This window comes from Streptomyces sp. bgisy159 (genome assembly GCF_057707805.1).
On the sequence record NZ_JBYIQX010000029.1, the window covers coordinates 64,563 to 90,143 of the forward strand.

Sequence of the window (25,581 nt, forward strand, 5' to 3'; positions counted from 1 at the left end):
ACGGACCGTGGTCCAGTTTCATTCCCGATGCTTTACGCTGGGTTCATGTCCGCCGTGCCGCCGTCCTTCGCGCAACCCCACGAACCACTCGGCGGGACCGAGATCCTCCAGCTCGGCACCCGCGAGGAGGAGCCGTGCCTGCGCGCCGACGCCGCCCGCAACCGGGCCCGGTTGCTGGACGCCGCGGCCCGGCTGGTCAGGGAGCACGGGGCGGCGAACCTCACCATGGAGGCCGTCGCCACCGCCGCCCAGGTGGGCAAGGGCACCGTCTTCCGGCGCTTCGGCGACCGCACCGGACTGCTGGCGGCGCTGCTCGACCACTCCGCCCGCCAGATGCAGGCCGCCTTCATCAGCGGCCCGCCCCCACTGGGCCCCGGGGCGCCGCCGGCGGAGCGCCTGAAGGCGTTCGGCCTGGCCCAGTTGCGGCACGTCCACGAACAGCTCGACCTGCACCTGGCGGCCCAGCCCGAGGCGGCCCGCCGCTTCTCCCACCCGGCGCTGCGCGCCCTCGGCGCCCATGTCACGCTGCTGGTCCGACAGGCCGTGCCCGGCGCCGACAGCGACCTCCTCGCCCTGACCCTGCTCGGCCACCTCGACCCCGCCCTGGTGTACCACCTCACCCGCCAGTGCGGCATGCCGCTGGAACGCCTGGAAGCCGCCTGGACCGACCTGGTGGAGCGCTTGACGGCGACCCCGCGGGACACGGACACCTGAGGGGGCCGGGGACGCCGGATCTGAGTGGGCGCTGGACCTGAGCGGACGCCGGACCGTTCCGGGGGTCTTCCGCCTCGGCCGCCGGGCCCCGGCCGCATGCTGTTCGTCCGCGAACGCCTACGGATTCGCCGGCGACCGCCTACGAGGTCGTGCCCACCGGTCGCCGTCCCGCCGGCTCCCGTGATCCCGGACCGGAAACCGGGCTCCCGGTTCTGCCAAGATGCCGTACGTCATGGTGCAGATACCCAACACGCCCGCGCCGCCGTCGCCGCCGGCGCCGCGCTCCGTACCCACGAGCGCCGACGTGGCACGCCTCGCCGGAGTGTCGCGCGCGACCGTCTCCTACGTCCTGAACGACTCCGGCGCCGTACGGATCAGCGAACCCACCCGCCGCCGGGTCCGCGCCGCCGCCCGCGAACTGGGCTACGTCCCCCACGCCGCCGCCCGCAGCCTGCGCGCCGGACACAGCCGTCTGGTGCTGATGCCCGCCCCGCCGGTGCCCGCCGGACCGCTCTACAGCCAGTTCGTGCACGACTTGCAGCAGGCCCTCAGCGGCCTCGATTACACCGTCGTCCAGTACGGCGCGTCCGGGTTACGCGGTGACGAGGCCGCCCGCGCCTGGGCCGAACTCAGGCCTGTCGCCGTCCTCGTGCCCGGTCCCGGCATCGGCCCCCAGGGAGTGGCCGTGCTCAAGCGCTCCGGCGCCCGGGCCGTCGTCACCATGGGGCCCGACCGCGTCCCCGGAGCCCACGGCATCGTGCTCGACCACGACGGCATCGGCCGAGCCGCCGCCCGCCACCTGCACGCGCGCGGCCGCCGCCGCATCGGCGTCGTCGTACCCCGCGAACGCGGCATGAACATGTTCTCCAAGCCTCGCCTCGACGGCGCCCGCGCCGCCCTGCGGGACACCGACGCCACCCTCACCCGGCTCGACCTCGCCCTGACCGAGGAGTCCGCCGCCGGACTAGCCGCCCGCTGGCGCGCCCTGGACCTCGACGCCGTGTTCGCGTTCAACGACGAGTACGCCATGCTGCTGATGAGCGCCCTGCTGGACGCGGGGCTGCGCGTCCCCGAGGACACCGCGGTCATCGGCGCCGACGACCTCCTGCTCGGCAGGCTGGTCCGGCCCAGACTGAGTACCGTGCACATAGAACTGCCGTCCGGCCGCGAACTGGCGGAACTGGTCGACCGCGCGGTGCGCGCCCCGGGGACCCCGCTCGACCCCCGCGAACCGCTCGGCGCCACGGTCGTGCACCGCGACTCCAGTTGACGGCTCCCGAGACGCCACCGGCACGGACCCGGCGGTCCGTTTCCGTGCCCCCGGACCCTCCTGAGCGATCATGTACCGCCGACCGCCGACCGCCGACCGCCGACCGCCGACCGCCGACCGCCGACCGCCGACCGCCGACCGCCGACCGCCGACCGCCGACCGCCGACCGCCGACCGCCGACCGCCGACCGCCGACCGCCGACGGATGGGCGTGCCGCTCTCAGGCCTCGTTGCCGGACTGCTGAGAGGCGCTCTGCTGCTCGGCGATCTGCTTGCGGACCTCGTCCATGTCGAGCCGCCGGGCCTGCCCGATCACATCGGTGAGCGCGGTCTCGGGCAGCGCGCCCGGCTGGGCGAAGACGGCGACCTGGTCACGCACGATCATCAGCGTGGGAATCGACTGGATCCCGAAGGCCGCCGCCAGTTCCGGCTGCGCCTCGGTGTCCACCTTCCCGAACACCAGGTCGGGGTTCTGCTCGGCGGCCTTCTCGTAGACCGGGGCGAACGTCCGGCACGGCCCGCACCAGGACGCCCAGAAGTCGATCAGGACGAACTCGTTCTCCGTGACCGTCTGGTCGAAGTTCTCCTTGGTCAGCTCCACGGTGCTGGTCATGACGTAAAACCCTCTTCCGGTGCTTCCTGCCGGTGGTCCCGGCAGGGGGTGTAGCCGCCGGCACAACACGGCCGGCGGACGGCGTATTCCGCGCCCCTACCCGTGTGGCCCGGGCACACACTCACCCATCAGACTGACCCCATGACGGATACGGAAACCATCGAGTACGACGTCGTGGTGCTGGGCGCGGGACCCGTGGGGGAGAACGTCGCGGACCGCACCCGCGCCGCCGGCCTCGCCACCGCGGTCGTGGAGAGCGAGCTCGTCGGCGGCGAGTGCTCGTACTGGGCGTGCATGCCCAGCAAGGCCCTGCTGCGCCCGGTCATCGCCCGCGCCGACGCCCGCCGTGTCCCCGGCCTTCGCCGGTCGGTCCAGGGTCCCCTCGACACGGCCGCGGTTCTCGATCACCGCGACGACTACACCTCCCACTGGAAGGACGACGGCCAGGTCTCCTGGCTGGCGGGCATCGGCGCCGAGCTGTACCGCGGCCACGGCCGCCTCGCCGGCCCCCGGACGGTCGCCGTCACCGGCGCCGACGGCACCGAGCGCCGCCTGGCCGCCCGTCACGCCGTCGCCGTGTGCACCGGCAGCCGGGCCGCCCTGCCCGACCTGCCGGGCCTCTCCGACGTCAAGCCCTGGACCAGTCGCGAGGCGACCTCCGCGCGGTCCGTGCCCGGCCGGCTGATCGTGGTCGGCGGGGGAGTCGTGGCCACCGAGATGGCCACGGTCTGGCAGGCCCTCGGTGCCCGGGTCACCCTCCTGGTACGCGGCAAGGGCCTGCTGCCGCGCATGGAGCCGTTCGCCGGGGAACTGATCGCCGAGGCACTGACGGAGGCCGGCGCCGACCTGCGCACCGGCACCTCGGTCCGGTCCGTCACGCGCGGCGCCGACGGCACGGTCGTGGCGGTCACCGACGGCGGCGACCGGATCGAGGCCGACGAGATCCTCTTCGCCACCGGCCGCGCCCCGCGCACCGACGACATCGGCCTGCACACCGTCGGCCTGGAGCCCGGCTCCTGGCTGGACGTCGACGACAGCCTCCAGGTCACCGGCACCAACTGGCTCTACGCGGTCGGAGACGTCAACCACCGCGCCCTCCTCACCCACCAGGGCAAGTACCAGGCGCGGATCGCCGGTGCCGCCATCTCCGCCCGCGCCGCGGGCGTCCCGATCCTGGAGTCCGACCCCTGGGGCGCCCACGCCGCCACCGCCGACCACCACGCCGTCCCGCAGGTCGTCTTCACCGACCCCGAGGCGGCGGCGGTCGGCCTCTCCCTCGCCGAGGCGCAGCAGGCGGGACACCGGGTGCGGGCCGTCGACGTCGACCTGTCGTCCGTCGCGGGGGCCGGCCTGTACGCCGACGGCTACCGGGGCCGCGCCCGCATGGTCGTCGACCTGGAGCAGGAGATCCTGCGCGGGATGACCCTCGTGGGACCCGGCGTCGGCGAACTCATCCACTCCGCCACGATCGCGGTGGCCGGCCAGGTGCCCCTCAGCCGTCTCTGGCACGCGGTCCCGTCCTACCCCACCATCAGCGAGGTCTGGCTGCGGCTGCTGGAGGCCTACCGGGACAACTGACGCCGGCCGCGGGGGTATCGCTTTCCAGGACCATCCGGCCCCGGGAGCATCCGGCGCGGGCGGTCGCCGCAGGCGTCCCGTCCCCAGGAACCTTCCGGGCACAGGCGCGTTCCGGCGCGGGCGTACTGTGGCGCAGGCGCGTCCCGCCCCAGGAACATCCGGGCGCAGGCACGGCCCGGTCGCGGCGCATGCCGGCTCAGGGCAGCTCGAACCCCAGTGCCCGCGCGGCCCGCTCCGGGGTGGGCTGCGTCCAGCGTTCCGTCATGGCCCGGGCTGAGGACAGCGACCGGATCTCGGCCCGGTCCAGATACAGCACACCGTCCAGATGGTCCGTCTCGTGCTGCACGATCCGGGCGGGCCACCCGGTGAACTCCTCGTCCACCGGCCGCCCGTGCTCGTCGGCCCCGGTCACCCGCACCCGTCGGTGCCGGGTCACCACGGCCTGCCACCCCGGCACGCTCAGACAGCCCTCGAAGAACGCGGCGCGCTCGTCCCCCGCCGCCTCGTACGAGGGGTTGACCAGAACCCGGAAGGGCTGCGGCACCCGGCCCCGGGCGTCCCGTACCTCCGCCGGGACGGTCGCCGGATCCTCGATCACCGCGATCCGCAGGGCCACACCGACCTGCGGCGCGGCCAGCCCCACCCCCGGAGCCGTCCGCATCGTGACCCGCAGCGCCGCCACGAACCGGTCGAGCAGCGCAGGACCCAACTGCCCCTCGTAGGAGGCGGTCCCGGCGCGCAGCACCGGATCGCCCGCCGCGACGATCGGCAACGGTCCTCCCGGAGCCAGGAGTTCCTCGACCTGCTCGACAAGGGACGTACCACTGCGGGGAGCTGCCATCGCGTCAGCATGCCATGGCGACGAGAGGTAAGTGGCCCGGATCCGCCGGACACGTGGGGGACACCTGCGGGGCCCGGCTCCGTGCGGAACCGGGCCCCGCCCTCGACCCTGGCGAGCCCCTGCGGGTGGCCCCTGCCGGGCCCTCCGCGGGTCACTTTTGCCGAGCCCCCTGCAGGTCACCCCTGCTGGAAGTCGCCCGCCAGCGCCGAGGCGATCCGCAGGTGCGTCTCCGCCTCCTCCGCCCGACCCTGCCGTTCGAGTGTGCGGCCGAGCAGCAGCCGGGCGTAGTGCTCCACCGGCTCCCGTTCGACGATGACCCGCAACTCCGCCTCGGCGCGCTTCAGCTGGGCCGAGTGGTAGTAGGCCCGCGCCAGCAGCAGCCGGGGCCCGGTCTGCTCCGGCACCTGTGCCACCAGCCCGTCGAGGACGCGGGCCGCGGCGGTGTAGTCCTTGGCGTCGAAGAACAGCTGCGCGCGCTCCCAGCGCTCGGCGGGCTCTCCGTGGGAGTAGTACGTGGTGTCCACTCGTGACCTCCTTCGGGGCCGACAACCGGGTCAGTCGGTTGAATATTCCACCAATGGTGTCGGCAGGAGTCAGGTGGACGCCGGCGCCGCCAGCTCCGCGTCGGCGCGCTCCTTGACGAGCGCCAGGACGCGCCCCGCGGCGGCCAGGTCCTCGGCGCGGATGCCGCTCCAGATGCGCGCGCTGACCGGAGCGGTCTCGGCGGTGACGCGGGCGAGCAGCTGCCGCCCGGCGTCCGTGGGGCGCAGCCGCACGCCGTCCATGGCCAGCAGCTCCTTGCCCACCAGCTCGTCGACGACGGCGGGAACCTCCGCCGCGTCAGCCTTGAGCGAGCCGCGTACCTCAAGGACGAGCTCGTCCGGGGTCCGGGGTGCGTCCGCCGCTATGGCGGCGCGCAGTGTGACCTGCTGCTGGAACGTGAGCCCGTGGCGGGCCAGCACCCGCTCCAGGACGCCGCGGGCGGCGTAGTGGGCCAGTGCCAGAATGCGGGCGTCGGCGGGTGCGGCGGTGGTGGTGGTCATGTCGTCCCCTGAGTGCTCTCGTCGTCGGACAGGGATGGGTCGAGAGGTACGTCGAGAAGGGTCGCCAGCGTCTCGGTGAACGCGGAGGTGCGCTCGGCGTCGAGGCCGCCGAGCGGCTCCAGCAGCTGTTCCAGCAGCACCTGGACCACGGCGATGGCCCGCCGCGTGATGTCCTGGCCCCGCTCCGTCAGTGCGAGCTGAACGGCCCGCGGGTCGCGGGGGTCCCGGGCGCGGTCGATCAGGCCTGCGGACTCCAGCGCGCGTGCCAGCTTCGACACGTAGAGCGCCTCCATGCCGGTGACGTCGGCGAGCCGCCGCTGGCTGGGACGCTCGCCGGTGCGCCGCATGCCGTACAGGGAGGCGAGCAGCGCGTACTGCGCGTGCGTGAGCCCCAGCGGAGCCAGCGCCCGGTCGACGGCGACCCGCCACTTGTTGGCCAGCCGCCACACCAGGTAGCCGGGTGTGGGGCCGGAGGATCCCTTGCTCATGAAGAGAAAGAGTACATGGCAACTATGTACATGGCTACTATTCCGCAGCTGGCCGACTGGCCGACTGGCTGGACGGCTGCAGGGACGGCGGAACTCTCGCCGGATACCGGCCACCGGATGCCGTCCGGCCCGCGGCACGGCTAGGTTGACCCGCATGAGCAACCTTGACCGTCAGGCGGTGCCCAGCGTGTGCGGCGGCCGCGGGTTCGTCGTCAGTGAACCGGTACGAGAACTCCTGAGCCCGCGCCGCGTACCGCTCGGCGAGTCCACCGAGGTACGGCGGCTGCTGCCCAACCTCGGCCGGCGGATGGTCGGCGCGTGGGCCTTCGTCGACCACTACGGCCCCGACGACATCGCCGACGAGCCCGGCATGCAGGTCCCGCCCCACCCGCACATGGGTCTGCAGACGGTGAGCTGGCTGCACGAGGGCGAGGTGTTGCACCGCGACTCGACCGGCAGTCTGCAGACGATCCGCCCGCGCGAGCTGGGCCTGATGACCTCCGGCCGCGGCATCAGCCACTCCGAGGAGAGTCCCCGCCCCCACGCCCGCTTCCTGCACGGCGCCCAGCTCTGGGTCGCCCTGCCCGACGGCCACCGCCACACCGACCCGCGCTTCGAACACCACGTCGACCTGCCGGTGGTCACCGCGCCCGGCCTGGCGGCCACCCTGATCCTCGGCTCACTGGACGGAGCGACCTCGCCCGGCACGGCGTTCACCCCGATCGTCGGCGCCGACGTCGCCCTCACCCGGGGCGCGGACGTACGCCTGCCGCTGGAGCCGGACTTCGAGTACGCGGTCCTGTCCATGTCCGGCGAGGCCCACGTCGACGGCGTCCCCGTCCTCCCCGGCTCCATGCTCTACCTCGGCTGCGGCCGCACCGAACTCCCGCTGCGCGCCGAGTCGGACGCCGGCCTGATGCTCCTCGGCGGTGAACCCTTCGAGGAAGAGCTGATCATGTTCTGGAACTGGATCGGCCGGACCCAGGAGGAGATCGAACAAGCACGGCGGGACTGGACGGAAGGCTCCCGCTTCGGCGAGGTGAAGGGGTACGAGGGGGCGCCACTGCCCGCACCGGCACTGCCGCCGGTGCCGCTGAAGCCAAGGGGGAGAGTGCGCTGACCTGCTGAAACGAGTCAACGTTGGCGGTCGATGCTCTCTCGGGACGCGGCCCGGAAACACGGGGCGTCCCGGGAGCCTTGGGCGCGCTCGTGACAGGCTGCGGCCCGCCGCGGATCAGCGCGTGCGACCAGGAGTCCATCGCCCGGCCATGGCTTCGTCGACGCGTGCGGTCAGCTCGGTGAGTCGCCCGTGCTCGGTGGCGTGGAAGTTCTGGGCGTCGACGGTGGAACGCAGTCGGGCGAGTGCGGCGTTGATGGTCGGATACTGGTCGGGCGTGCTGCACCAGGCGAGTTCGCGCAGCAGCATCGCGATGCGTGCCAGGACGGCGGGCTCGGCGGCGCCGTAGCGCAGGGGCTGGGACACCGCCAGATCCAGCAGGTCCTGCAGATCCGGCCGCCTCAGAATGACTCTCACCTGCCCGTCGTCATCCCGCAGCAGCCGGGGGCCGAGGTCGCGGCGCGCCAGCTCGCACAGCAGGGCGGCGGAGTGGGACAGGGCGTGTACGGCGGTGGTCGGGTCGTTGATTCCTGGTGAGAGGGCTTTGGCGGCGATGTCGGTGAGCTGCCGAAGCCCGAAGGCGACGTCCTGGAGGTCGGTGCGCTCGGGTCCGGTCCGCACCGCCTCGGAGGCCGCTTCGGTCAGGAGGCTCCGTGCGGCGGGGGAGAACGGCTCTCCGGTGCGCGGCCAGGCGGCTCCCATGGGCGTGCCGGCGATCAACGAGCTTCCGGGGAGGCGATCGATGATCACGAGTGCGTCGGCTTCCACGGTTGCCTTCATCAGGGCCGCCTCGTCCACGGAGGTGAGGAAGCCGGAGGCGCCGGGGGTCAGGGGCAGTACGTTCGCGGGCGGCTCCGGTGGTGCGGCGGGAGGATCTCCGGCCGCGGGCTCCCCGTCGGCGGGGTCCTGCCTCTGCGTGAGGAGCCGGCGTACGGTGCGCTCGGCGGCGGTGTGGACACTGCTCATCATCGTCTCGATCCGGATCTCACGCGCCAGATGGGACAGGAACAGCACCAGGGCGAACAGGCTCGCCAGGGTGAGCAGAAAGGCCACGGTGACCGACACCTGTGGGACGAACGCGGTCCGCCCGTCCTCGCCGGTGCGTACGGTGCGCAGCACGGTCAGGGCGTAGGTGAACGTCGCGAGGAAGACCGCCAGGGTCGTCTGGACGTACCGGTCCGCGGTGAAGGTCCGCAGCAGCCGCGGGGAGAACTGGCTGCTCGCCAGTTGCAGCGTCACCACGGTGAGCGAGAAGGTCAGCGCCGTTACCGTGACCATGGAGCCGGCGATCGCCGCCAGTACCGAGCGCGCGGCGTCGGCGCTGCCGCCGAACAGATAGTCCCTCAGCCAGGGCGGCGTGTCGTGCCGGATCCGCCCGTCCAGCCGGGGCAGTCCCACACCCGCGACGACGGCGAGTGCGACACCCAGCGTCGGAAGCGGCCACAACTGGACCCGGAGCGTGTCACGCATCGGCGCGAGCAAGGAGGGGCCGGAGCCCGGCTGGAGCCGAGGCGGTCACCGGCACGGGGAGACAGACCGAGTAATTCGGCATCAACACAAGATCAGGTTACAAACAGAAACGTATAACGCAAATGCTGGAAACCGTCTGCAAGCACATCTCGACAGTCGTCGCGCCGGTGCCCCAGGAACATCCACCGGTGCGAGCCTTCGCTCGCTGTGTGTCGCCCGTGATCCGCGCGCCGTCGTCCCCGCGCCTGCGAGGGTTGCTCGTGGACAACGGACATCTACTCAAGTCTGCGGGTCACGGTGACGTCATGGCGGAGCCGGCACCAGTGGACGGTGACCTCTCGGCTCGGCGAGTCCCCCGTCATAACGCCCAATAACACCCGATCTAGGGCCCTCCAGTCGCATGAGGGAGCAAGCGAACCGCCGCCCCACTGGCCTCGGCGCAAGCGCCGAAAGCGTCGCGGGCGACGGCGATGCGGTTGCGCAGGTCGGCCCGCTCCGCGAGGCCCGCCTCGCTCTCGACGCGTGCGCCTCCACAGGCACACGGCCACTCGGTCGGTCGCCCCTGCGTCCCCGGCGTCCACTGGGCCAGAAGGTCCAGCACGGCGATGTCCCCCAGACGCCGGGCCGACGTGGCGGCCCGGACCGCCGCGTCGAGCAGCCGCAGTTCCCGGCGCAGTGTGCAGTTGCCCCGGCAGTCGGGGACCGCCGTGCGGTCGGCGGCGACGAGTGCGCTCACGTCCTCGGCCAGCGAGGGGTCCATGGCGTGACGGCACTGTTCGAGGTCGGCGGGCGAGACGGCCCGACGGGCAGAATCGGGCTGTAGATCACGGTCAGCACTGTTCCTCCCCGGGCGATCCGCCCGAGGACACCCGGTCGCGGCAGCGGGCCAGCGACCGTGCCACCTCGCAGGTCCGGGGGTGGTCGCGGCCCTGGACCCGGACCATGTCGGCCAGCAGGGCGGTGAGCAGGGTGATCGCCGCCTCCTGGCCACCGGAGAGTTCCAGCAGTTCCGCCCTCTGCTGCCGGGTCCGCAGCGCGCGCGGGTGATCCGTGCCTAGGACCTCGGCGACCGCCGTCTGGAGCTCCGACAGGTCGGCCAGGGCCGCGGCCCGGTCACCCGCGAGTCCCCGCCAGTAGGCGAGGTTGACCCGGTACGTCAGCGCGGTCGGGTGGTCGGCGCCGAGCGCTCGCTCCGCGTCCTGCGCCGCCACGGCGAACTCCTGTACCGCGCGCCCGTGATCACCGGCGAGTCCCCGCCAGTAGGCCAGATTGTGCCGGGCTATCAGGGTGTCGCTGTGGAGCCGGCCGAGGGCGGCCTCCAGCCCCGCCACGGCCCGCAGGTGCAGGTCGACCGCGGCGGACGTGTCGCCCGCCTCACCGGACCACCGGCCCAGCTCGGCCAGGATCCTCAGGGTCCGAGGGTGCCCGGCGTCCAGCCGCCGCTCCAGAACCTCGAGGAACGCGGCCGTACCGTCACGGGCGCCGACGGCGTCCCCCGACAGGCTGCGGCACAGGGACAGACAGCTTCGCGCGTCGACCACCAGGGCGTGGTGGTCGCCGAACTCCTCGGTCAGCTGGTCGGCGAGCCCTCCCGAACCCCGTCGTCCCGCAGCGCCGCGTCGATCAGGTGGGCCAGGGCCGGCCTCTCGCGCAGCGATGCGGCGTCACTGGGCGGCCGGCCGACGACCACGTCCCGCGGCGGGTCCCCGCCCGCCGTACCGTGGTCGGGCACCGCGACCGCCCGGTCCTCGTAGGCCGCCCGCCACGTGCGTTCCCAGTCGGCGACGGAGAAGCCGCTGCCGTCGGATCCGGCGGCCGACTGCACGGCGCGCACGACGGCCAGGACGGCGTGGAAGTCGCGGGGGACGGACCGGCCGTTCAGCCACTCACCGAGGCGACGGGCGTTGACACTGACCAGACGTCCGGACGGCAGGGGCGTACGACTCGCCCGCCGGGCGAGCATTTCGTCCGAAACGTCGGGCAGTTGCCGCCGCACACGCCTCAGCGCGGCGGCGAACGCCGCTCTCGGCGGCAAGTCGGACTCAGGCGGGCGCACCCCACAACTGTAAGCGGATCAGGCGGCGTTGCGAGGTCGCCCGGCGTTTCCGCCGGCGTCCCCGGTCCGGGCCGGTCCGGGGACCTCCTCGTCGGCACCGATGGCCGCCCGGCCTGCGCCGACGCCCGCCCGAGGAGTCGGTCGCGCCCCGGACCTCCGGGGAACGAGGTACGGTCCCGCACCAACGATTCGTCGAGGAGGTACGGGGAATGGCACAGACGCAGGCAGGCAACAAGGCCGTCGGCTGGGGGGTGCTGGTGTTCGCCGGGGCGGTGGGCAACGCCGTCGGACTCATCGGAAAGGTACCGGTCGTCACCTTGGTCGCGGCCCCACTGGCGATCATCGGCGTCATCGGCCTGATGGTGTCGCGGCGCGCGCAGCGGTCCTGACGGTACGGCAGGTGGTTCAGTCGGTGGCCGGCGCGGTCCCGGGCCGCCACCGCAAACGCACACGGGGGTACGCGCATGATGTCGTCGCCGTACGTTCTGGCGGTGGCCGTTGTCCTCTGCGGCACCGCGTGGTTCGCGGTGTGGTGGCGGGAGGCCGTGCCCTTGCCGACGCCGCCACCGGTGGAGGACATCCATCCGGTGGTGGCCGATCTGCTGATGCACCGGGGCAGAGCGCTCTGCGCCGATGCCGTGCGGACGACGGCGCTGTCCCTCGCCGACGAGGGCTGGCTGGGCAAGGAGGAGCGGCCCGACGGCACGGTGGTCCTGCGCTGGGACCCCCGGTCGCACGGGCGCCGGATCCCGCGGCCCCACGAGAGGCTGGTTCGCCGCCGGGTGCGGCAGCGGGCCGACGACCGTACCGGTGAACTGCCGCTCGCCGCGCTCGGTCCCGGCGACGGCGACGCCTACACCACCTGGCTGCGCGACTTCCAGCAGGCCGTCCGCGACGAGGCCGTCGCCCAGGGCCTGGTACGGCTCGACCGGGCCGGTGGTGCCCGCCGGATCGCCTGGACGTGCTCCGTGCTGCTCGCGGCGGCCGCGGCGTACGCGTCGTTCCCGGCGTTGCCCCAGGGAGCGTTCGCACTCCTCGTGCCCCCCTTGGTCCTCCCGTTCCTGCGCCTCCCGCGTTCCCGGCCGCGGCTGACGCCGGGCGGCCGACGGGCGGCCCGCTGGTGGCGCCGCCGACGAGCCGGTGGACACCGGCACCGTCGTCGGCACACCGCCGGGCACGAGGCCGTGGCGGCACTGCCCCACCGCGCGTCCCGCCGGATCTGGTCCCGGGCCGGAGGCGAATGGCACACCACCGAGACCGAGCCGCTCGACGGGACCCCGGCGAGCCTTCCGCACCAGGTGCACGTGCTCGCCGTCGTCGCCTGCGCGGGCGGCGTGCTCGGGGCCGTGTACGCCCACGGGCCGCTGCGGACGTCGCTCGCCGCACTGCCGTTCCTGGTACTGCTGCCGATGTCGGCCGGCTGGCTGCGCGATCGCCGGCGCCGGCGCCGCTTCCCGAGCGACCTCACCTTCCGCGGGGTGGTGATCAGCCGGTTCACCCTCCGGCAGGAGCTCGACGAGTACCCCACGGTCCACATCGTCCGCTGCTGCTCCGTCGAGGACCCCGCCACCCGCCACGCCTGGACGTTCAAGACCGACGAGTCGGTCGTCGTCCAGCCGCCGGTGCGCGGGCCGCACACCGACGAGTTCACGGTCGGCGACCTGGTCGAGGTCCACTGCGACCCACGCCGCCGCAGGCTGCACCGGCTCACGCCGATCGCCCCCGCGGCCGGCCCGGCCGACCCGCCTCCCGTCGCACCCGCCCGCGCCCGCGGACGTGGTCGCCGATCCCGGCGACGGTGACCCGTCCCCCGCCCGCCCCGGCCCCCTCCGTCCGCTCTCGCGATCGCCGGGTTCGGCACCCTCCCGGTCCGTGACCCCGGGTGCGCCGCGTCGGCCCGGTGAACAGCCGCGTCGGCCCGGTAAACAATGTGGCGCTTCGCGCCTGTTACTGGACGAAGGCCCGTCCGGCGAACAAGGGAGTGCTCCCGATGCAGGGAACGATGATGTTGACGGCCGTCGTGGGTGTGGCGGCGTCTCTGCCGAGGGTCCTGCTGTTCTGGCTGATGTCGAGGGAGCGGCAGCGTATCGTTGCCGCCGTCTCGGAGTCGGGGAACACGACCCTGCTTCTGGACCACCATGGGCCGGGCCGAGCCGGAGTGACCCTGCTCGCCGGCCGGGGGGACGAGGGGGAGAGCCGGTGACCGAGCAGGCGCAGACTTCGCAAGCGGTGCGGACGGCCGAGCCGTTCGACACCTTCTTCGCCCGCTCGTTCCCCGGCATGACGGCCAGGGCCCTGCTGCTGTGCGGACATCCACAGGACGCGGAGGACGCGGTGCAGGAGGCGTACGCGGCGGCCTTCTCCCGCTGGGAACGGCTGTGTCACTACGACGCTCCGGACGCGTGGGTCTACCGCATCGTCCGGCAGCGCCTGTGGGCCGTCGCCCGCGACCGGTCGCGGACCCGCCCGGCGGCGCCGGACTCCCTCCAGCCGCCTCCCGCGGCCGGAGTCGAACAGACGGTGGAAGCCCGCGCGGTTCTCACGGCGCTGGCCCGACTGCCCGCCCGGCAGCGGACCGTGCTGGTGCTCCACTGCCTGGAGGGCATGACCCAGGAGGCGATCGCCGACGAGCTGGGTCTGACCAGGGGCGCGGTCGCGTCCAGTGTCTTCAGGGCACGCGCCAAGTTGACGAAGGCGGTGGGGATGTCGGACGGGGTGGACGCGGGAAACGGCCGTCGGGCGGGGCGCGGGAGGCACGACGGTCTCGGGCTGGTCCCCTCGCCCCCGCAGGCGAGGACGGCACGGCTCGGGGAGCAGGCCGCTGATTTCGCCGATCCCGTCGCAGCGGCCCTGCGGCGGACCGAGCTGTGGCTGCGCGCCGCGGTCGCCCGGTCGGACCGGCCGGCCCGGCAACTGGCCGCCGTACGACGCGCCTCAGCCGGGCCCGGGGCAGCGGGGCCCGAGGCAGCCGATCCCGACGCAGCGGAGGCAGGGCCGGCCGAGGCAGAACCGGCGGAGGCCGATGGGGCCAGGTCCGAAGCGGCGGAGGCCGAGAAGGCAGCGGCCGAGGGAGCAGCGGCGGAGAAGGAGGCGGAGTGAGCCGGTTACGCCGTGCGCTGCGCTCCGCCGGCGCGCTCGCCCTGGTGGTGGGGTTCTACGTGCTCGCCGTCGCCCTCCTGGGCGGCTACGCGGTGTTCGGCGTGGTCATGTCCCAGGTGGTCTTCGACCCGGACGGCACGGTCGGCCTGCCCCTCGTACTGGCGCAGATCTCCTTCACCGTCGCCGCTCTGGCGATGCTCCCTCAGCTCCTGGGCATGGGCAGAGCGGCCGGACCGCGCCCCGGCACGGTGGCCGTGGACCTCGACGACGCCTACGGCCTGTGGGAGACCGTGATGGACCTGGCGGACCGGATCGGGGTGCCCGCTCCGACGGAGATCCGCCTGACCATGGAGGCCAACGCCGCAGTCAGCGAGGAGACGGGCGTCCGGGGTGGCACGGGGCAACGGCGCCTGTACGTGGGCCTGCCGCTGCTGGCCGGACTGAGGGCCGATGAGCTGCGGGCCGTACTCGCGCACGAACTCGCCCACTGCGCACAGGGGCACACCCGCTTCGCGGCGACGGTGTACCGGGGAGCGACCGGTCTGGAGCGGGCACGCGAGGGTTTCGCCGCACCGGAGGTCGGCAATCCCATCGTCACCGTCTACGCGGGCTTCCAGTACCTGACGCTGAGTCTGTACGCCTGGATCTACAACGCCCTCTCCTTCGCGGTGCGTCGTCGGCAGGAACTGGAGGCGGACGCGACGGCGGCCGCGGTGGCGGGCAGGGAGGCCGCCGTCCGCGCCCTGGTGGGAGTGGCCACGGTCGCCGCCGCGTGGCAGGACTTCCACACACAGGTGCTGAGGCCCATGGCGGTGCTGGGACGTCTGCCGGACGATCCGGTGCGTGCCTTCCACGCCGTGCTCACCGACCCGCGGTACGGGGGACGGGCCCCGGTAGGCCAGGCGGCGCGGGAAGCGCGGCAGCCGGTGGCGGTGCGGCATCCGTTCGACTCGCATCCGCCCCTGCGGCAGCGGCTGGCCGCGCTGCGTGCGCTGCCGAAGGGGCAGGCCGAGCCGGACGTGCGGCCCGCCCACGTGATCGTCGAAGACGAAGGGCCCCTGCCGGGCCGGGTGCTCGCCGCGCTGATGCCGCCGCGGTCCCCCGGCCGTGAGCGCCTGACGCTGCCCTGGCCCGACTGGCTGGCGGAGGCCGCGGAAGCCCGGGCGGCGCGCGCGATCGAGGAACTGGACGCGGCGATGGGGCTCATCGCTCTGGCCCGCCCGACGACCGGCGGCGTCCTGGACCTGTTGACCGGGGCGCGCGGTGGCGAACTCTCCGACGCGCTGCGGGACACGGGCTGGGGAGAGCGCTGGCAAGCCGCGCCCCGGCCGGGCGTCCCGCAAGGGGCCGGGGCGGACGACGGCGACCGGACCGCCGGGTCGTGGTGGACACAGCACATGGCCGACCGGTGGCATGAGCGGGGACAGACACCGAGCGGTGACCGCGGCCGGCCGGGCCCGGACGACGTCGGGGAGCGGCGGGACACCGATGCCCGGCGGGCCCTCCTCGCGCTCGAACTGCTCGCCGGGCACGCGCTCGTGGCCGTGGGACGGGCCCGCTGGGCGTTCCACGCGCCCGGCCCCGGCCGGGCCGTGCCGGAGGACCCGGCGGCGGCCGAAGCGCTGGAAGCGGTCCCAGCGGCGCTGACGGACCCGGCGGACGCCGCCCGGCTGCGCGCCCTGCTGCTGCGGTGCGGGGTCTCGCTGGAGCGGCAGCTGAGCGCGGCGGGATCGGACTCCGCGCTGCGTCTTCCACCAGAAACCACGGAGCAGGAGTCGGGCGGAACGCCGGCGCGGCCCGCCTTCCGGGGTGCCGTCTTCCTCATGGCCCTGGTCGCCCTGCTGCTGTTCGCGCTGCGCTGGGACCTGGAGAACGAGCGGCGCTCGCGACCACCGCTGCCCTCGCTGCCGGACCGGTACCCTTCACACGCCCCGCTCTTCCACCCCACCTGCCCGCCCGGCCACCTCCCGTACGGCGGTCTGTGCGTACGGATTCCCCGGCCGTCGCCCACCGGGTGAGCCGAGGTGGCCTGCGGGGACGACAGGGCGGTCGTCCCCGCAGGACGAACCGTGACCCGCGGTTCACCGACCCGCCGATACAGAGGGCGGGCGCGCGACCGGACCAGGAGCCTGCCGGCCACCACGAGCCCGTACCGCCCCGAGACCGCGCGACGCGCGTGGTGCCGGGGTCGAGACGGCCGGTGCGATGGTCAGCGGGGCTCGTCCCCGGCCCCTGCGGCAGCGCCATACGGCCGGGTACGGCACCGGAGTCCGGTTCCGCCAAGGCGAGGGCGAGCGGGAGGGCGGCGACGCAGGTGTCGGAGGCGGGCGGCGGAGCGGTGGGCGAGTGCGGCGGCCAGTCCGCCGGCGAAGGGCGCGAGGCCGGCGACAGCCGTTCGGGGCGCGGGCCTTCCGGGGACGGGTCCGGGACGCACCGGGCGGTCCGCGTCCCCGACATGCCGGATCGATCCCGCGCGCATCTAATGGACGGCATCGACCTCCCGGCCGACACAGGAGACGACGTCCATGCCCGACAGCCGCACCGGTGACAGCGACGAGGAAGCCGCGCGCGCGGGCATCCTGCGGCGGCTGGGAGAGTGGTGCGCACGGCACTTCCTGATCGTCATCGTCGCCTGGCTGGCCGCGCTGGTGGCGCTGCAGCTCGTCAACCGGGCGTTCGGCGGTGAGTACTCCGACAACTTCTCCCTGTCCCAGGCGCAGTCGCAGCAGGGCCGGGTCGTTCTGAAGGCACACGATCCCCAGGCCGGCGGCTACAACAGCCAGATCGTGCTCCACGACGACCAGCAGCCCCTGACCGCGCTGGGTTCCCAGATCTCCGGCACGGTCGCCGACCTGGAGAAGCTGCCGCACGTGCTGTCGGCGCAGAACCCGCTGTCGGCGCCGGCAGCGTCCTCCGGGCAGCAACAGCAGCAGAACGTCGGCCCCCTGTCCGACGACAAGAAGACGGCGTACATCACCGTCCGTTTCGACGTGCAGCCCGCGACCCTCGGCGACGACTATCTGAACGGGGTCGACGACGCCGTACGGCCGCTGCGGTCGGCCGGGGCCCAGGTCGAGTACGGCGGGCCGCTCGGCGAACTCGCCCGGCCGGGCCCCGACGACTGGGTGAGCGAACTGATCGGTTTCGGCGTGGCCGTCGTCGTGCTGCTGATCGGATTCGGGAGCGTCATCGCCGCCGCCGTTCCACTGGTCACCGCGCTGATCAGCGTCGTGTGCGGACTGGCGATGCTCGGACTGCTGGCCACCGCGTTCACCTTCGCGACGGTCTCCCCGACGCTGGCCACGATGATCGGACTCGGCGTCGGGATCGACTATGCCCTGTTCATGATCACACGCCATCGGCAGAGCCTCATGGACGGCGCGGACCCGGTTCGGGCCGCGGGACAGGCCACGGCCACCAGCGGTCACGCGGTCCTGGTCTCCGGCTGCACGGTGATCGTCGCGCTCGCGGGCCTGTCGGCCTCCGGGGTCCGCTTCATCGGCCTGCTCGGGCTCGCTGCCGCGGTCACCGTCGTCTCGGCCGTCGCCGGCGCGCTCACCCTGGTCCCGGCCCTGCTCGGACTCATCGGCCGGCGCATCGACCGCTACCGGGTCCGGCGCCCCGTCGCCGAGACCGACGCCGAGGCGGGCACCACGCCGCAGGGCACCTGGCACCGTTACGCGCAGCGGGTGGAGCGCAGACCGCTGTGGTTCCTGTCGGCGGGCGTCACCGTGGTCGTGGTGCTCGCGATCCCCCTGTTCTCCATCCAGCTCGGGCACATCGGCGACGGCGCCGATCCGACGTCGTTCACCGACCGGCGGGCCTACGACCTGATGACCGACGCGTTCGGGCCGGGGTCCAACGGGCCGCTCACCGTCGTCATCGACCAGACTGACGTGCCCGCATCGCAACGCTCCGGTCTCGCCTCCAAGGCCCAGCAGACGCTCGGCTCGGTCCAGGGGGCCGCCGTCGTCACCCCCCTGACGCCCACGCAGGACGGCGATGTCCTGATCGGCACCGTCTACTCGACCCGGTCGCCGCAGAGCGCCACGACCACGGACCTGGTCAACCGCCTGGTCGACCACACGCTGCCGGCGGCGGTCGCGGGTACGGACGCCAAGGGTTACGTCACCGGTACGACGGCGGCCCAGGTCGACTTCCGCGACATCGTCGCCTCCCGCCTGGTCGTGATCATCTTCGTGGTCGTGGGTCTGGCGTTCCTGATCATCCTGGCCGTGTTCCGGGGACTGCTCGTCGCCGTCAAGGCGGCCGTCCTGAACGTGCTGTCGATCGCCGCCTCGTACGGGGTGGTCGTCGCGGTGTTCCAGTGGGGCTGGGGCGGTCCGGCGCTCGGCGTCAACGGCACGGTGCCCATCGAGAGCTATGTGCCGATGATGATGTTCGCCATCATCTTCGGCCTCAGCATGGACTACGAGATCTTCCTGCTGTCCCGCGTCCACGAGGCGTGGCTGCGCACCGGGGACGCCGAGGGATCGGTCGCGCACGCCCTGGAGATCACGGCACGGGTGATCACCTGCGCCGCCCTGATCATGGTGAGCGTGTTCGCGGCGTTCATCGTCAGCGACAACATCGTCGTCAAGATGCTGGGGCTGGGGCTGGCGGTCAGCGTCCTCGTCGACGCGACCGTCGTACGACTGCTCATGGTGCCGGCCGTGATGACGCTGCTCGGACGGCGCGCCTGGTGGATGCCGCGGTGGCTGGACCGGGTGGTGCCGCACGTCGACGCCGAGGGGGCGAAGACCGGGCCCGGTCCGGCGTCCTAGCCGTACTCGGCCGACAGACCGGGACGCCGGGGACTGCCGGCAGGGCGGGGTGCGGGCGGGTGCGCCGGGGCCCTGCGGCCGGTGTCTTCCCCGAGCCGTGAACACTTCGGTCCCCTCCCGCGTATGTGACAGGGTGACCGCCGTGACGACCCGCGAGGCCTCCGCCCACGACGAACGCCCGACCGCCCCCGCGGCCCGGCGGGTCATCGCCGTCCCCCTCACCCCCTCCCGGTCGTCGGCCGTCGCCGGTGACGCCCGCGTTCCGCCGGCCGTGCCGGGGCGACCGCGAGACCCCCTGAGCGAGGCACGAGCCAGGCGGACGCAGGGGGTGGGTCCGCGGCTTGCGGTGGTGCCGCGTGGCCGTACCCCCTTCGCGGTCCGGACCGCGGGGCTCGGCCCCGCCGGGGGCGCCGGTGTCTCCACGCGGGCCCCGGTGCGGCCGGTCGAGGCGATCCGCCAGCTCGGCTGACGCGGGGGACGTTCAGGGAGGACGATGGGCAGCGGTGTCAGGTGATCACGTGAGGGCGTACGGCGGCCGGGGCGCGGGTGCGCGGACGGTGCGTGCCGGTGCGTGCGTGCGCGCGGGTGTGTTGTCCCTCTTCGGCAGCGTGCTTGCGGCTCTGGGCCACCACACGGTCGCCGACGAGGCGGTGCCGTGGCGGCTGGTCGCGGTCTTCGCCGCCGTTCAGTTCGTCGCCGCCCGGCCCTTCGCGCGCCGCCGCCCGTCCCTGCCGATGGTCATCGGGTGCACCTGCGCGGCCCAGGCCACGCTGCACCTCGCCCTGACCTGGGCGGCCGGCACCCCGCACCCCGGGGCCGGCCCCATGGGTCATGCCGGGCACGCCTCGACGGCGACGGGCGGCGGGCCCGCCTGGAACCATGTGGGCACGGCCATGGCGACGGCCCATATGGCCGCCGCCCTCGCGGTCGCCTGGCTGCTCCACCGCGCCGACGAGGCGGTCGTCCTCGCTCTCGCCGCCGCCCGGACCGTGCGGGCGATCGCCTCCGTCCTGGCCCGTGTGGTGCCGCGCCTGACCGGTGCCTGCCCGCTCAGGCCGCGGGGCGTGCCGCTCGCCGGCCGCTTCGAGCCCCCGGCCGCTCCACGGACCCGGACGCTCGCCCACGCGCTGGTGCGCAGAGGGCCCCCGGGACCGGGACACCCCCCGGTCACCTCCCTCACCGCCGGGCCGGGCCCCGCCCGGCCCGCCCGGCCGCCCCACCAGCAAGGAGTTCCTCCATGTCTTCGTTCACGCGCCCCCTCGGCCGTACCGCGGGCGGGGCCGGCACCGTCGGCGCCCTCGTCCTGGCGGCCGGACTGGCCCTCGCCGGACCGGCCGCCGCACACGTCGAGGTCGAGGCCGACACCCCGCAGGCCCTGGCCGAGAACGTCACCCTCACCTTCGTCTCCGAGGCCGAGTCCGCCGCCGGCGGCTTCACCCGGGTCCGCGTGGTCCTGCCCGAGGGCATCGCGCCCGGCGACGTCACGCTCGCCGAGGCGCCCGCGGGCTGGAAGTTCGAGGCCACCGCCGACGGTTACACGATCTCCGGTCCGAAGATCGCCACCGGCGTCGACGCCGAGCACAAGATCAAGGTCCGGCAGCTTCCGGACGCCGGGCAACTCGTGTTCAAGACCGTCGAGACCTACAGCGACGGCAAGATCTCCCGATGGATCGAACTGCCCACCGGCGGCGCGGAGCCCGAAGAACCCGCCCCCGTGCTGAAGTTGAAGGCCGCCGCCCCGGGTGCCACCGCGGCGGACCGCGCCCCCGCCACGGGCGGGACCGCCGCCCCGGCCACGACGGCCACCAAGTCCTCCTCGCCCGCCGCGGTACCCCGGGCGGCCGACCAGGCGGCGTCCGACGAGGACGACAGCGGTCCGAACGGACTGATCGTCGGCGGCGCGGCCGTGGCGCTGCTGGCCCTCGGCGGCGGCGCGTGGTGGCTGATGAGGCGCCGGACCACGTCGGGCACCGACTGACCACACCCTCGCCCCGCAGCGCGGGCGGGGCACCACAGGCGGCACACCCGGACGTCCGGGGCGGGCCGGCGGTGGGCGCTGTCGGACAGCGCGTACGCGACCTGGCGTACGCATCCGCGATCCAGGAGCTGGGACCGGGAGACATGACGTGGCACGACGACGGATAACCGAGAGCCGGCGGCAGGGCGGGGCACTGCTGGTGGTGGTCGCCGTCCTTGCCGTCGCCCTGCTCGGCGGCGCGGCGCCCGCCTCGGCGCACGCGGTACTGACCGGCAGCGACCCGCGCGCGGGCACCGTACTGGAGACCGCGCCGGACCAGGTGACCGTCTCCTTCAACGAGTCGGTCGCACTCGCCGAGGATTCCGTCCGCGTGCTCGACCCCGACAACCGGCCGGTGACCGCGGGCGACCCCGAACACGCCGACGGCAAGGCGGACACCGCCCGCGTTCCGCTGACCGGCGGCCTCAAGGAGGGGACGTACACCGTCTCCTGGCGGGTGCTGTCGGCGGACAGCCACGCCGTCTCCGGCGCCTTCACCTTTTCCGTCGGCGAACCGTCCCGGACCCGCGCCCAGGTCGCGGCCGCACCGGCCGTGGACCCCGTCGTCGACATCCTCTACGGCATCGGCCGCTACGTCGCCTACGCCGGTCTGGCCCTGCTGATCGGCACCGTCGTCTTCGTCGCGGCCTGCCGGCCCGGCGACTCGGCCGTACGGGCGGTGCGCCGCCCGTTCCTGGCCGGATGGTGGGCGCTGACCGGATCGACCGTCGCGCTGCTGCTGATCCGCGGACCGTACGTGAGCGGGGACGGGCCGCTCGGCGTGTTCGACCCGCGCCTGCTGAGCGGCACGGTGGACAGCCGCCCCTGCGTCGCGCTGCTGGTCCGCCTGGCCCTGCTCCTGCTGGTGGCCCTGCTGCTGAAGCGGGCCCGGCCCGAACGGTGGGCGGACCCCCGAACGGCCGCGGCGGGTGCCGTCCTCGCCGTCGGCCTCGCCCTCACCTGGGCGGCGGCCGAGCACGCCTCCGTCGGCATTCAGGTGCCCGTGGCGATGGCCTCCTCCGTGCTGCACCTGCTCGCCATGGGCGTGTGGCTGGGCGGGCTGGCCGCGCTGCTGACCGCGCTCCACCGGGCCCCCGCCGACGACCCGCTCCCGACCGCCGCCGTGGCCCGTTTCTCCCGGCTCGCCGTCGCCTCGGTGGCCGTGCTCGTGGCCACCGGCAGCTACCAGTCCTGGCGCGGCCTCGGCTCCTGGGAGGCCCTCACCTCCGGCTACGGCAGGACGCTCCTGATCAAGGTCGCGGCCGTGCTGCTGATGCTGCTGGCCGCCTCTTCCTCCCGCCGCTGGACCGAGCAGTTGCTGCGCGTGCGCGAGGAGGTCCCGGAACTGGTCACCGTGGGCGGCGGCGAGCGCCCCCAGGACCCGCCGCGCGACCCGGTACCGGGTCCCGCCGCGCCGGCCGAGCCGGGCGGTACGCCCGAGGCGCACCGGCGGGCCCTGCGCCGGTCCGTGCTGGCCGAGCTGGTGATCGCGGTGGTGGTGCTCGTGGCCACGACCGTGCTGACCGGCAGCCAGCCCGGCCGGGCCGCCGACGAGGCCGCCGCGAAGCCCGTCATTCCTGGGCAGCCCAGTGTGTCCCTGACACTGATCCCGTTCGACACGGGCACCCCCGGAGGCCGCGGCACGGTGCAGGTCACCCTGGAACCGGGCCTGGTGGGCAGGAACGTGGTGCAGGCCGTGCTCTACGACGCCGACGGCCCCCTCATGGTGGTCCCCGAACTGCGTCTCACCTTCACCCTCACCGACGAGCGTGTCGGCCCCCTGGACGCCGAACTCGCCGACCAGGGGGGCTACTGGGGCAGCGACAGCCTCGACCTCCCGCTCGCCGGGACCTGGACGATGCGCGCCACCGTCCGCGTCTCCGACATCGACCAGGTCACCGTGTCCAGGACCGTGGAGATCGGCTCCTGAGGCACCGTCGGCTCCGGCCCCGCGCGCGGCGCGGGATCCGACGATCCCGGCGTGAACACGCGCGGCCGATCATCCGTATGGAAACGGGAAGCACGTCGGCCCTGAGGAGTTGTCGAATGCCCTGGATGCGCCGCCGTGGCGCTGGAGTGCGCCGGGGCCGCCCTGCGGCAGCCGGTGCCGCGGGCGCCGACGACGTCCTGCGCCTCACGCGGGCAGCGGTGTTCGCGGCCGTGTGCGTGGTGGCCACGGCTCTGGGCCACGCCCTGATGTCAGGTGACGTCCTGCCCTGGTGGGCGGTGGCCGTCGCGGCGGCCGGAACGGCCTCGGGCGCCTGGTGGCTGGCCGCTCGGGAACGCGGTGCGACGACGGTCGTGGGGGCCACGGTCGTTGTCCAGGGGCTGCTGCACCTGCTGTTCAGCCTGGCCCCCGCGACGGCCGGAGCGCCGCGGACGGCAGGCGCTCACGGCATGCGCCACCACGTGACGCTCTCCCACGCCGGCATGATCGTGCACCACTCCGGGACATCCGCCGGTGCGACCGGGACGCGCTCGGACCTCCATGTGCTGTCCGCCGTCACGCACGGCGGCTCCGCCGGGATGCTGCTGGCGCACCTGGCGGCCGCCGTGGCCTGCGGGCTGTGGCTGTGGCGCGGCGAGGCCGCGGCCCACCGGATCGGCCGGGCCCTGGCAGCGGCCGTGTTCGCCCCGCTGCGCGCCATCTGCCGGATGCTCTCGCGTACGGCGGCGGCCGGTCGCGAGGCCCCGTCGCCTCTGGCGACGGCCGACGGTGCGGAGCACCGGCGCTCGATCCCCGCCGCGCTGGAGCACGCCGTGGTGCGCAGAGGGCCGCCGGGGGGCCGTTCGGCAGTCAGCCGCCCGTCTCCCGACCCGCTGCTCGCCCCGCGGCCCTGAAGCCGGCCCTGTTCCGGTGGCGGCCGTGGCCGGGGGACAGGCGCCGCAAGGCCGGTGCGCCCGTACGCGCCCCGGACCGTCCTTGGCCCGTCCCGGGCTGTGCCCCGCTCCGCCGCGCGACCGAACGCCGCTCGTCGGCGCGGCACGGCCCTCCGTCACCGATCAGGAGTTCCATGTCCACGTACCACCCCACATCGGGTCGTCCGCCGCTGCGTGACACGGCGTCAGCGGCGCGGCCGGTGCCGTCCGAACCCGGCCGCCCGGCCGGTGTGTCCGGTCGTCCGCGCGCTCGTCTCGCCGTCGCCTGCGCCACCGTGACCGCGACGGCCGCGCTGCTGTCCGGCTGCGGCGGCGACTCCGCCGAGAACACGTCGAAGGCGTCGAACAAGTCCGCGGAGGTGGCGGCCTCCGCGTCCCCCTCCCACGAGATGGACGGCATGGACGACATGGCCATGGGGGACCCGTCGGCCACCCCGGCCGACAAGATCCCCGGCGCCGACGTGGTGAAGGGAACGTTCCAGCTGCTCGACACCCGGCCGCCCGGCATGGACGACGTCACGGGTACGGCCTGGCTGGCCCAGGGGCCGCAGGGCACCACGGTGACGGTGTCCCTGAAGGGCCTGAAGCCGGGCGAGAAGTACATGTCCCACCTGCACTCCTCGCCGTGCTCGGCCGACAACGGCGGCGCCCACTTCCAGTTCGAGAAGGGCGGCGCGACCGCGCCGCCCAACGAGGTGCACCTGATGTTCACCGCCGACCAGGCGGGCCAGGCCATGACGACGGTGAACAACAGCCGCAAGACCGGCAAGGGCGCGGTCGCGATCGTCGTCCACCCCCAGAAGGCGATGGACAACCGGATAGCATGCGCGGACTTCGACCTCTGAGGGCGCCGGCCGCGCTGGTGGCGCTTCTGGGAGCGCTGCTGTTGCTCGGCGGCCCGTCCGCGTACGCCCACAGCGCGCTGAAGGACGCGACACCGGGGCCCGGCGCCAAGGCCGCCCCCGGGACCGACGCCGTCTCGCTGACCTTCGGCCCGCTGAAGTCCGGCACCACACCGAAGATCGGCCTGACCGGACCCGACGGCGCCGCCGTGGCCGTTGGGCGGCCCGTCACGGCCGGCGGCTCCGTCGTCTGCGCCGCGGTCACCCCGCTGGTCACGGGCGTCCACACCCTCACCTACACCGTGACCTCGGCCGACGGAGACACCAGCAGCAGCGCCTTCCAGTTCGAGGTCGCCGAGGGCGCCGAGCCCGCCGCCGTCCCGTCCGGCTGCCAGGGCCTGAGCCTGTCGGCTCCGGCGGGAGACGACGGGAGCGGCACGATCCTGGGGCTCGGCCGCACCACGGCGCTGATCGTCCTGGCGGTCGCCGCGGCGGCCGTGGGAGGCGGCGTCCTCACCGCACGCGCGATGCGCCGGGCGCCGTCGTCGAGGAGAAAGGGGGCCGCATTGTGACACCGGCGCCTCGCGCGCCCGGGGCGTGCTCACCCGGCACGGCCTGAACACGGGTCCGAGCGGGGCCCGACCCACCACACGAGCAGTAACGATCGAGAGGGGGCGCCTTCGAAGCGAACCGAACGGAGATGACGCGGCCCGCGGGCCCGGTCCGGCGAACCGCCGGTCCGGGCCCGCGTCCGGCGGCAGGCGCTCCGC

The 25,581-nt window shown here is 74.1% G+C and carries 25 protein-coding genes; 16 read left to right on the top strand and 9 right to left on the bottom strand.

The genetic code is table 11. The annotated features are described in order from the left end of the window. The first annotated feature begins 27 nt into the window (after positions 1 to 27). Positions 28 to 714, top strand: a complete 687-nt coding sequence (locus AC3ET3_RS25000; RefSeq protein WP_435612928.1) for a TetR/AcrR family transcriptional regulator — start codon at positions 28 to 30, stop codon at positions 712 to 714. A 220-nt stretch (positions 715 to 934) separates the two neighbouring features. Next, positions 935 to 1,984 carry a LacI family DNA-binding transcriptional regulator gene (locus AC3ET3_RS25005; protein WP_432136703.1) on the top strand — a complete coding sequence of 350 codons (1,050 nt, stop codon included), beginning with the start codon at positions 935 to 937 and terminating at the stop codon, positions 1,982 to 1,984. A gap of 219 nt (positions 1,985 to 2,203) precedes the next feature. Here AC3ET3_RS25005 and trxA read toward each other — a convergent pair whose 3' ends face one another. Then, positions 2,204 to 2,596: a thioredoxin gene (gene trxA / locus AC3ET3_RS25010; protein ID WP_435612929.1), complete on the bottom strand. Its 393-nt coding sequence runs from the start codon at positions 2,594 to 2,596 to the stop codon at positions 2,204 to 2,206. A gap of 141 nt (positions 2,597 to 2,737) precedes the next feature. Between trxA and AC3ET3_RS25015 the strand changes: the two genes are divergently transcribed. Then, complete coding sequence (locus AC3ET3_RS25015; protein ID WP_435612930.1) at positions 2,738 to 4,174, top strand: dihydrolipoyl dehydrogenase family protein; 1,437 nt, start codon at positions 2,738 to 2,740, stop codon at positions 4,172 to 4,174. Between the two features lie 196 nt (positions 4,175 to 4,370). Here the strand turns inward: AC3ET3_RS25015 and AC3ET3_RS25020 are convergent, their stop codons facing one another. The 4 genes from AC3ET3_RS25020 to AC3ET3_RS25035 all read right to left on the bottom strand — a co-directional run bounded on the left by AC3ET3_RS25020 (position 4,371) and on the right by AC3ET3_RS25035 (position 6,546). After that, entirely contained in the window at positions 4,371 to 5,015 is a 645-nt protein-coding gene (locus AC3ET3_RS25020; RefSeq protein ID WP_432155318.1) for a peptide deformylase, read from the bottom strand. Between the two features lie 176 nt (positions 5,016 to 5,191). After that, positions 5,192 to 5,539, bottom strand: coding sequence for a tetratricopeptide repeat protein (locus tag AC3ET3_RS25025; protein WP_432136699.1), 348 nt, complete (start codon positions 5,537 to 5,539; stop codon positions 5,192 to 5,194). A 69-nt stretch (positions 5,540 to 5,608) separates the two neighbouring features. Continuing rightward, positions 5,609 to 6,058 (bottom strand): MarR family transcriptional regulator, encoded by a 450-nt coding sequence (locus tag AC3ET3_RS25030; RefSeq protein ID WP_435612931.1) that lies wholly within the window; start codon positions 6,056 to 6,058, stop codon positions 5,609 to 5,611. Then, positions 6,055 to 6,546, bottom strand: coding sequence for a MarR family winged helix-turn-helix transcriptional regulator (locus AC3ET3_RS25035; RefSeq protein ID WP_435612932.1), 492 nt, complete (start codon positions 6,544 to 6,546; stop codon positions 6,055 to 6,057). The genes AC3ET3_RS25030 and AC3ET3_RS25035 overlap by 4 nt, the downstream gene beginning before the upstream one ends. A gap of 154 nt (positions 6,547 to 6,700) precedes the next feature. On the opposite strand from AC3ET3_RS25035, the gene AC3ET3_RS25040 reads away from it, so the two are divergent. After that, positions 6,701 to 7,666: a pirin family protein gene (locus AC3ET3_RS25040; protein WP_435612933.1), complete on the top strand. Its 966-nt coding sequence runs from the start codon at positions 6,701 to 6,703 to the stop codon at positions 7,664 to 7,666. A gap of 114 nt (positions 7,667 to 7,780) precedes the next feature. On the opposite strand, the gene AC3ET3_RS25045 is transcribed toward AC3ET3_RS25040, so the two are convergent. From AC3ET3_RS25045 to AC3ET3_RS25060, 4 genes are all read right to left on the bottom strand, one after another. Further along, the gene (locus tag AC3ET3_RS25045) at positions 7,781 to 9,133 is read right to left on the bottom strand and encodes a DUF2254 domain-containing protein (protein ID WP_435612934.1); all 1,353 of its coding nucleotides are present in this window, start codon (positions 9,131 to 9,133) and stop codon (positions 7,781 to 7,783) included. Between the two features lie 382 nt (positions 9,134 to 9,515). Continuing rightward, on the bottom strand, positions 9,516 to 9,893 hold the full coding sequence (locus tag AC3ET3_RS25050; protein WP_435612935.1) for a hypothetical protein: 378 nt from the start codon (positions 9,891 to 9,893) through the stop codon (positions 9,516 to 9,518). A gap of 70 nt (positions 9,894 to 9,963) precedes the next feature. Then, positions 9,964 to 10,674 carry a tetratricopeptide repeat protein gene (locus AC3ET3_RS25055; RefSeq protein WP_435612936.1) on the bottom strand — a complete coding sequence of 237 codons (711 nt, stop codon included), beginning with the start codon at positions 10,672 to 10,674 and terminating at the stop codon, positions 9,964 to 9,966. A 29-nt stretch (positions 10,675 to 10,703) separates the two neighbouring features. Next, a complete protein-coding gene (locus AC3ET3_RS25060) occupies positions 10,704 to 11,189 on the bottom strand; it encodes a hypothetical protein (RefSeq protein ID WP_435612937.1) in 486 nt (161 codons plus the stop codon). Positions 11,190 to 11,398: 209 nt separating this feature from the next. On the opposite strand from AC3ET3_RS25060, the gene AC3ET3_RS25065 reads away from it, so the two are divergent. From AC3ET3_RS25065 to AC3ET3_RS25120, 12 genes are all read left to right on the top strand, one after another. After that, a complete protein-coding gene (locus tag AC3ET3_RS25065) occupies positions 11,399 to 11,578 on the top strand; it encodes a hypothetical protein (protein ID WP_435612938.1) in 180 nt (59 codons plus the stop codon). Between the two features lie 102 nt (positions 11,579 to 11,680). Further along, positions 11,681 to 12,991, top strand: a complete 1,311-nt coding sequence (locus AC3ET3_RS25070) for a hypothetical protein (protein WP_435612939.1) — start codon at positions 11,681 to 11,683, stop codon at positions 12,989 to 12,991. A 188-nt stretch (positions 12,992 to 13,179) separates the two neighbouring features. Then, positions 13,180 to 13,392 (top strand): hypothetical protein, encoded by a 213-nt coding sequence (locus AC3ET3_RS25075; RefSeq protein WP_432136690.1) that lies wholly within the window; start codon positions 13,180 to 13,182, stop codon positions 13,390 to 13,392. Then, entirely contained in the window at positions 13,389 to 14,288 is a 900-nt protein-coding gene (locus AC3ET3_RS25080) for an RNA polymerase sigma factor (protein ID WP_435612940.1), read from the top strand. Before AC3ET3_RS25075 ends, AC3ET3_RS25080 begins: the two co-directional genes overlap by 4 nt. Then, on the top strand, positions 14,285 to 16,306 hold the full coding sequence (locus AC3ET3_RS25085; RefSeq protein WP_432155312.1) for a M48 family metalloprotease: 2,022 nt from the start codon (positions 14,285 to 14,287) through the stop codon (positions 16,304 to 16,306). Before AC3ET3_RS25080 ends, AC3ET3_RS25085 begins: the two co-directional genes overlap by 4 nt. Positions 16,307 to 16,813: 507 nt before the next feature. Further along, positions 16,814 to 19,072, top strand: a complete 2,259-nt coding sequence (locus tag AC3ET3_RS25090; protein WP_432155311.1) for an MMPL family transporter — start codon at positions 16,814 to 16,816, stop codon at positions 19,070 to 19,072. A gap of 142 nt (positions 19,073 to 19,214) precedes the next feature. Next, positions 19,215 to 19,541, top strand: coding sequence for a hypothetical protein (locus AC3ET3_RS25095; protein WP_435612941.1), 327 nt, complete (start codon positions 19,215 to 19,217; stop codon positions 19,539 to 19,541). Between the two features lie 768 nt (positions 19,542 to 20,309). Further along, the gene (locus tag AC3ET3_RS25100; RefSeq protein WP_435612943.1) at positions 20,310 to 21,050 is read left to right on the top strand and encodes a DUF1775 domain-containing protein; all 741 of its coding nucleotides are present in this window, start codon (positions 20,310 to 20,312) and stop codon (positions 21,048 to 21,050) included. Positions 21,051 to 21,198: 148 nt separating this feature from the next. Continuing rightward, entirely contained in the window at positions 21,199 to 23,019 is a 1,821-nt protein-coding gene (locus AC3ET3_RS25105; protein ID WP_432136684.1) for a copper resistance CopC/CopD family protein, read from the top strand. 116 nt (positions 23,020 to 23,135) lie between these two features. Then, positions 23,136 to 23,930, top strand: a complete 795-nt coding sequence (locus AC3ET3_RS25110) for a hypothetical protein (protein WP_432155307.1) — start codon at positions 23,136 to 23,138, stop codon at positions 23,928 to 23,930. Between the two features lie 173 nt (positions 23,931 to 24,103). Next, entirely contained in the window at positions 24,104 to 24,814 is a 711-nt protein-coding gene (locus AC3ET3_RS25115) for a superoxide dismutase family protein (protein WP_432136682.1), read from the top strand. Beyond that, complete coding sequence (locus tag AC3ET3_RS25120; RefSeq protein WP_432136681.1) at positions 24,793 to 25,383, top strand: copper resistance CopC family protein; 591 nt, start codon at positions 24,793 to 24,795, stop codon at positions 25,381 to 25,383. The genes AC3ET3_RS25115 and AC3ET3_RS25120 overlap by 22 nt, the downstream gene beginning before the upstream one ends. Positions 25,384 to 25,581: the final 198 nt, after the last annotated feature.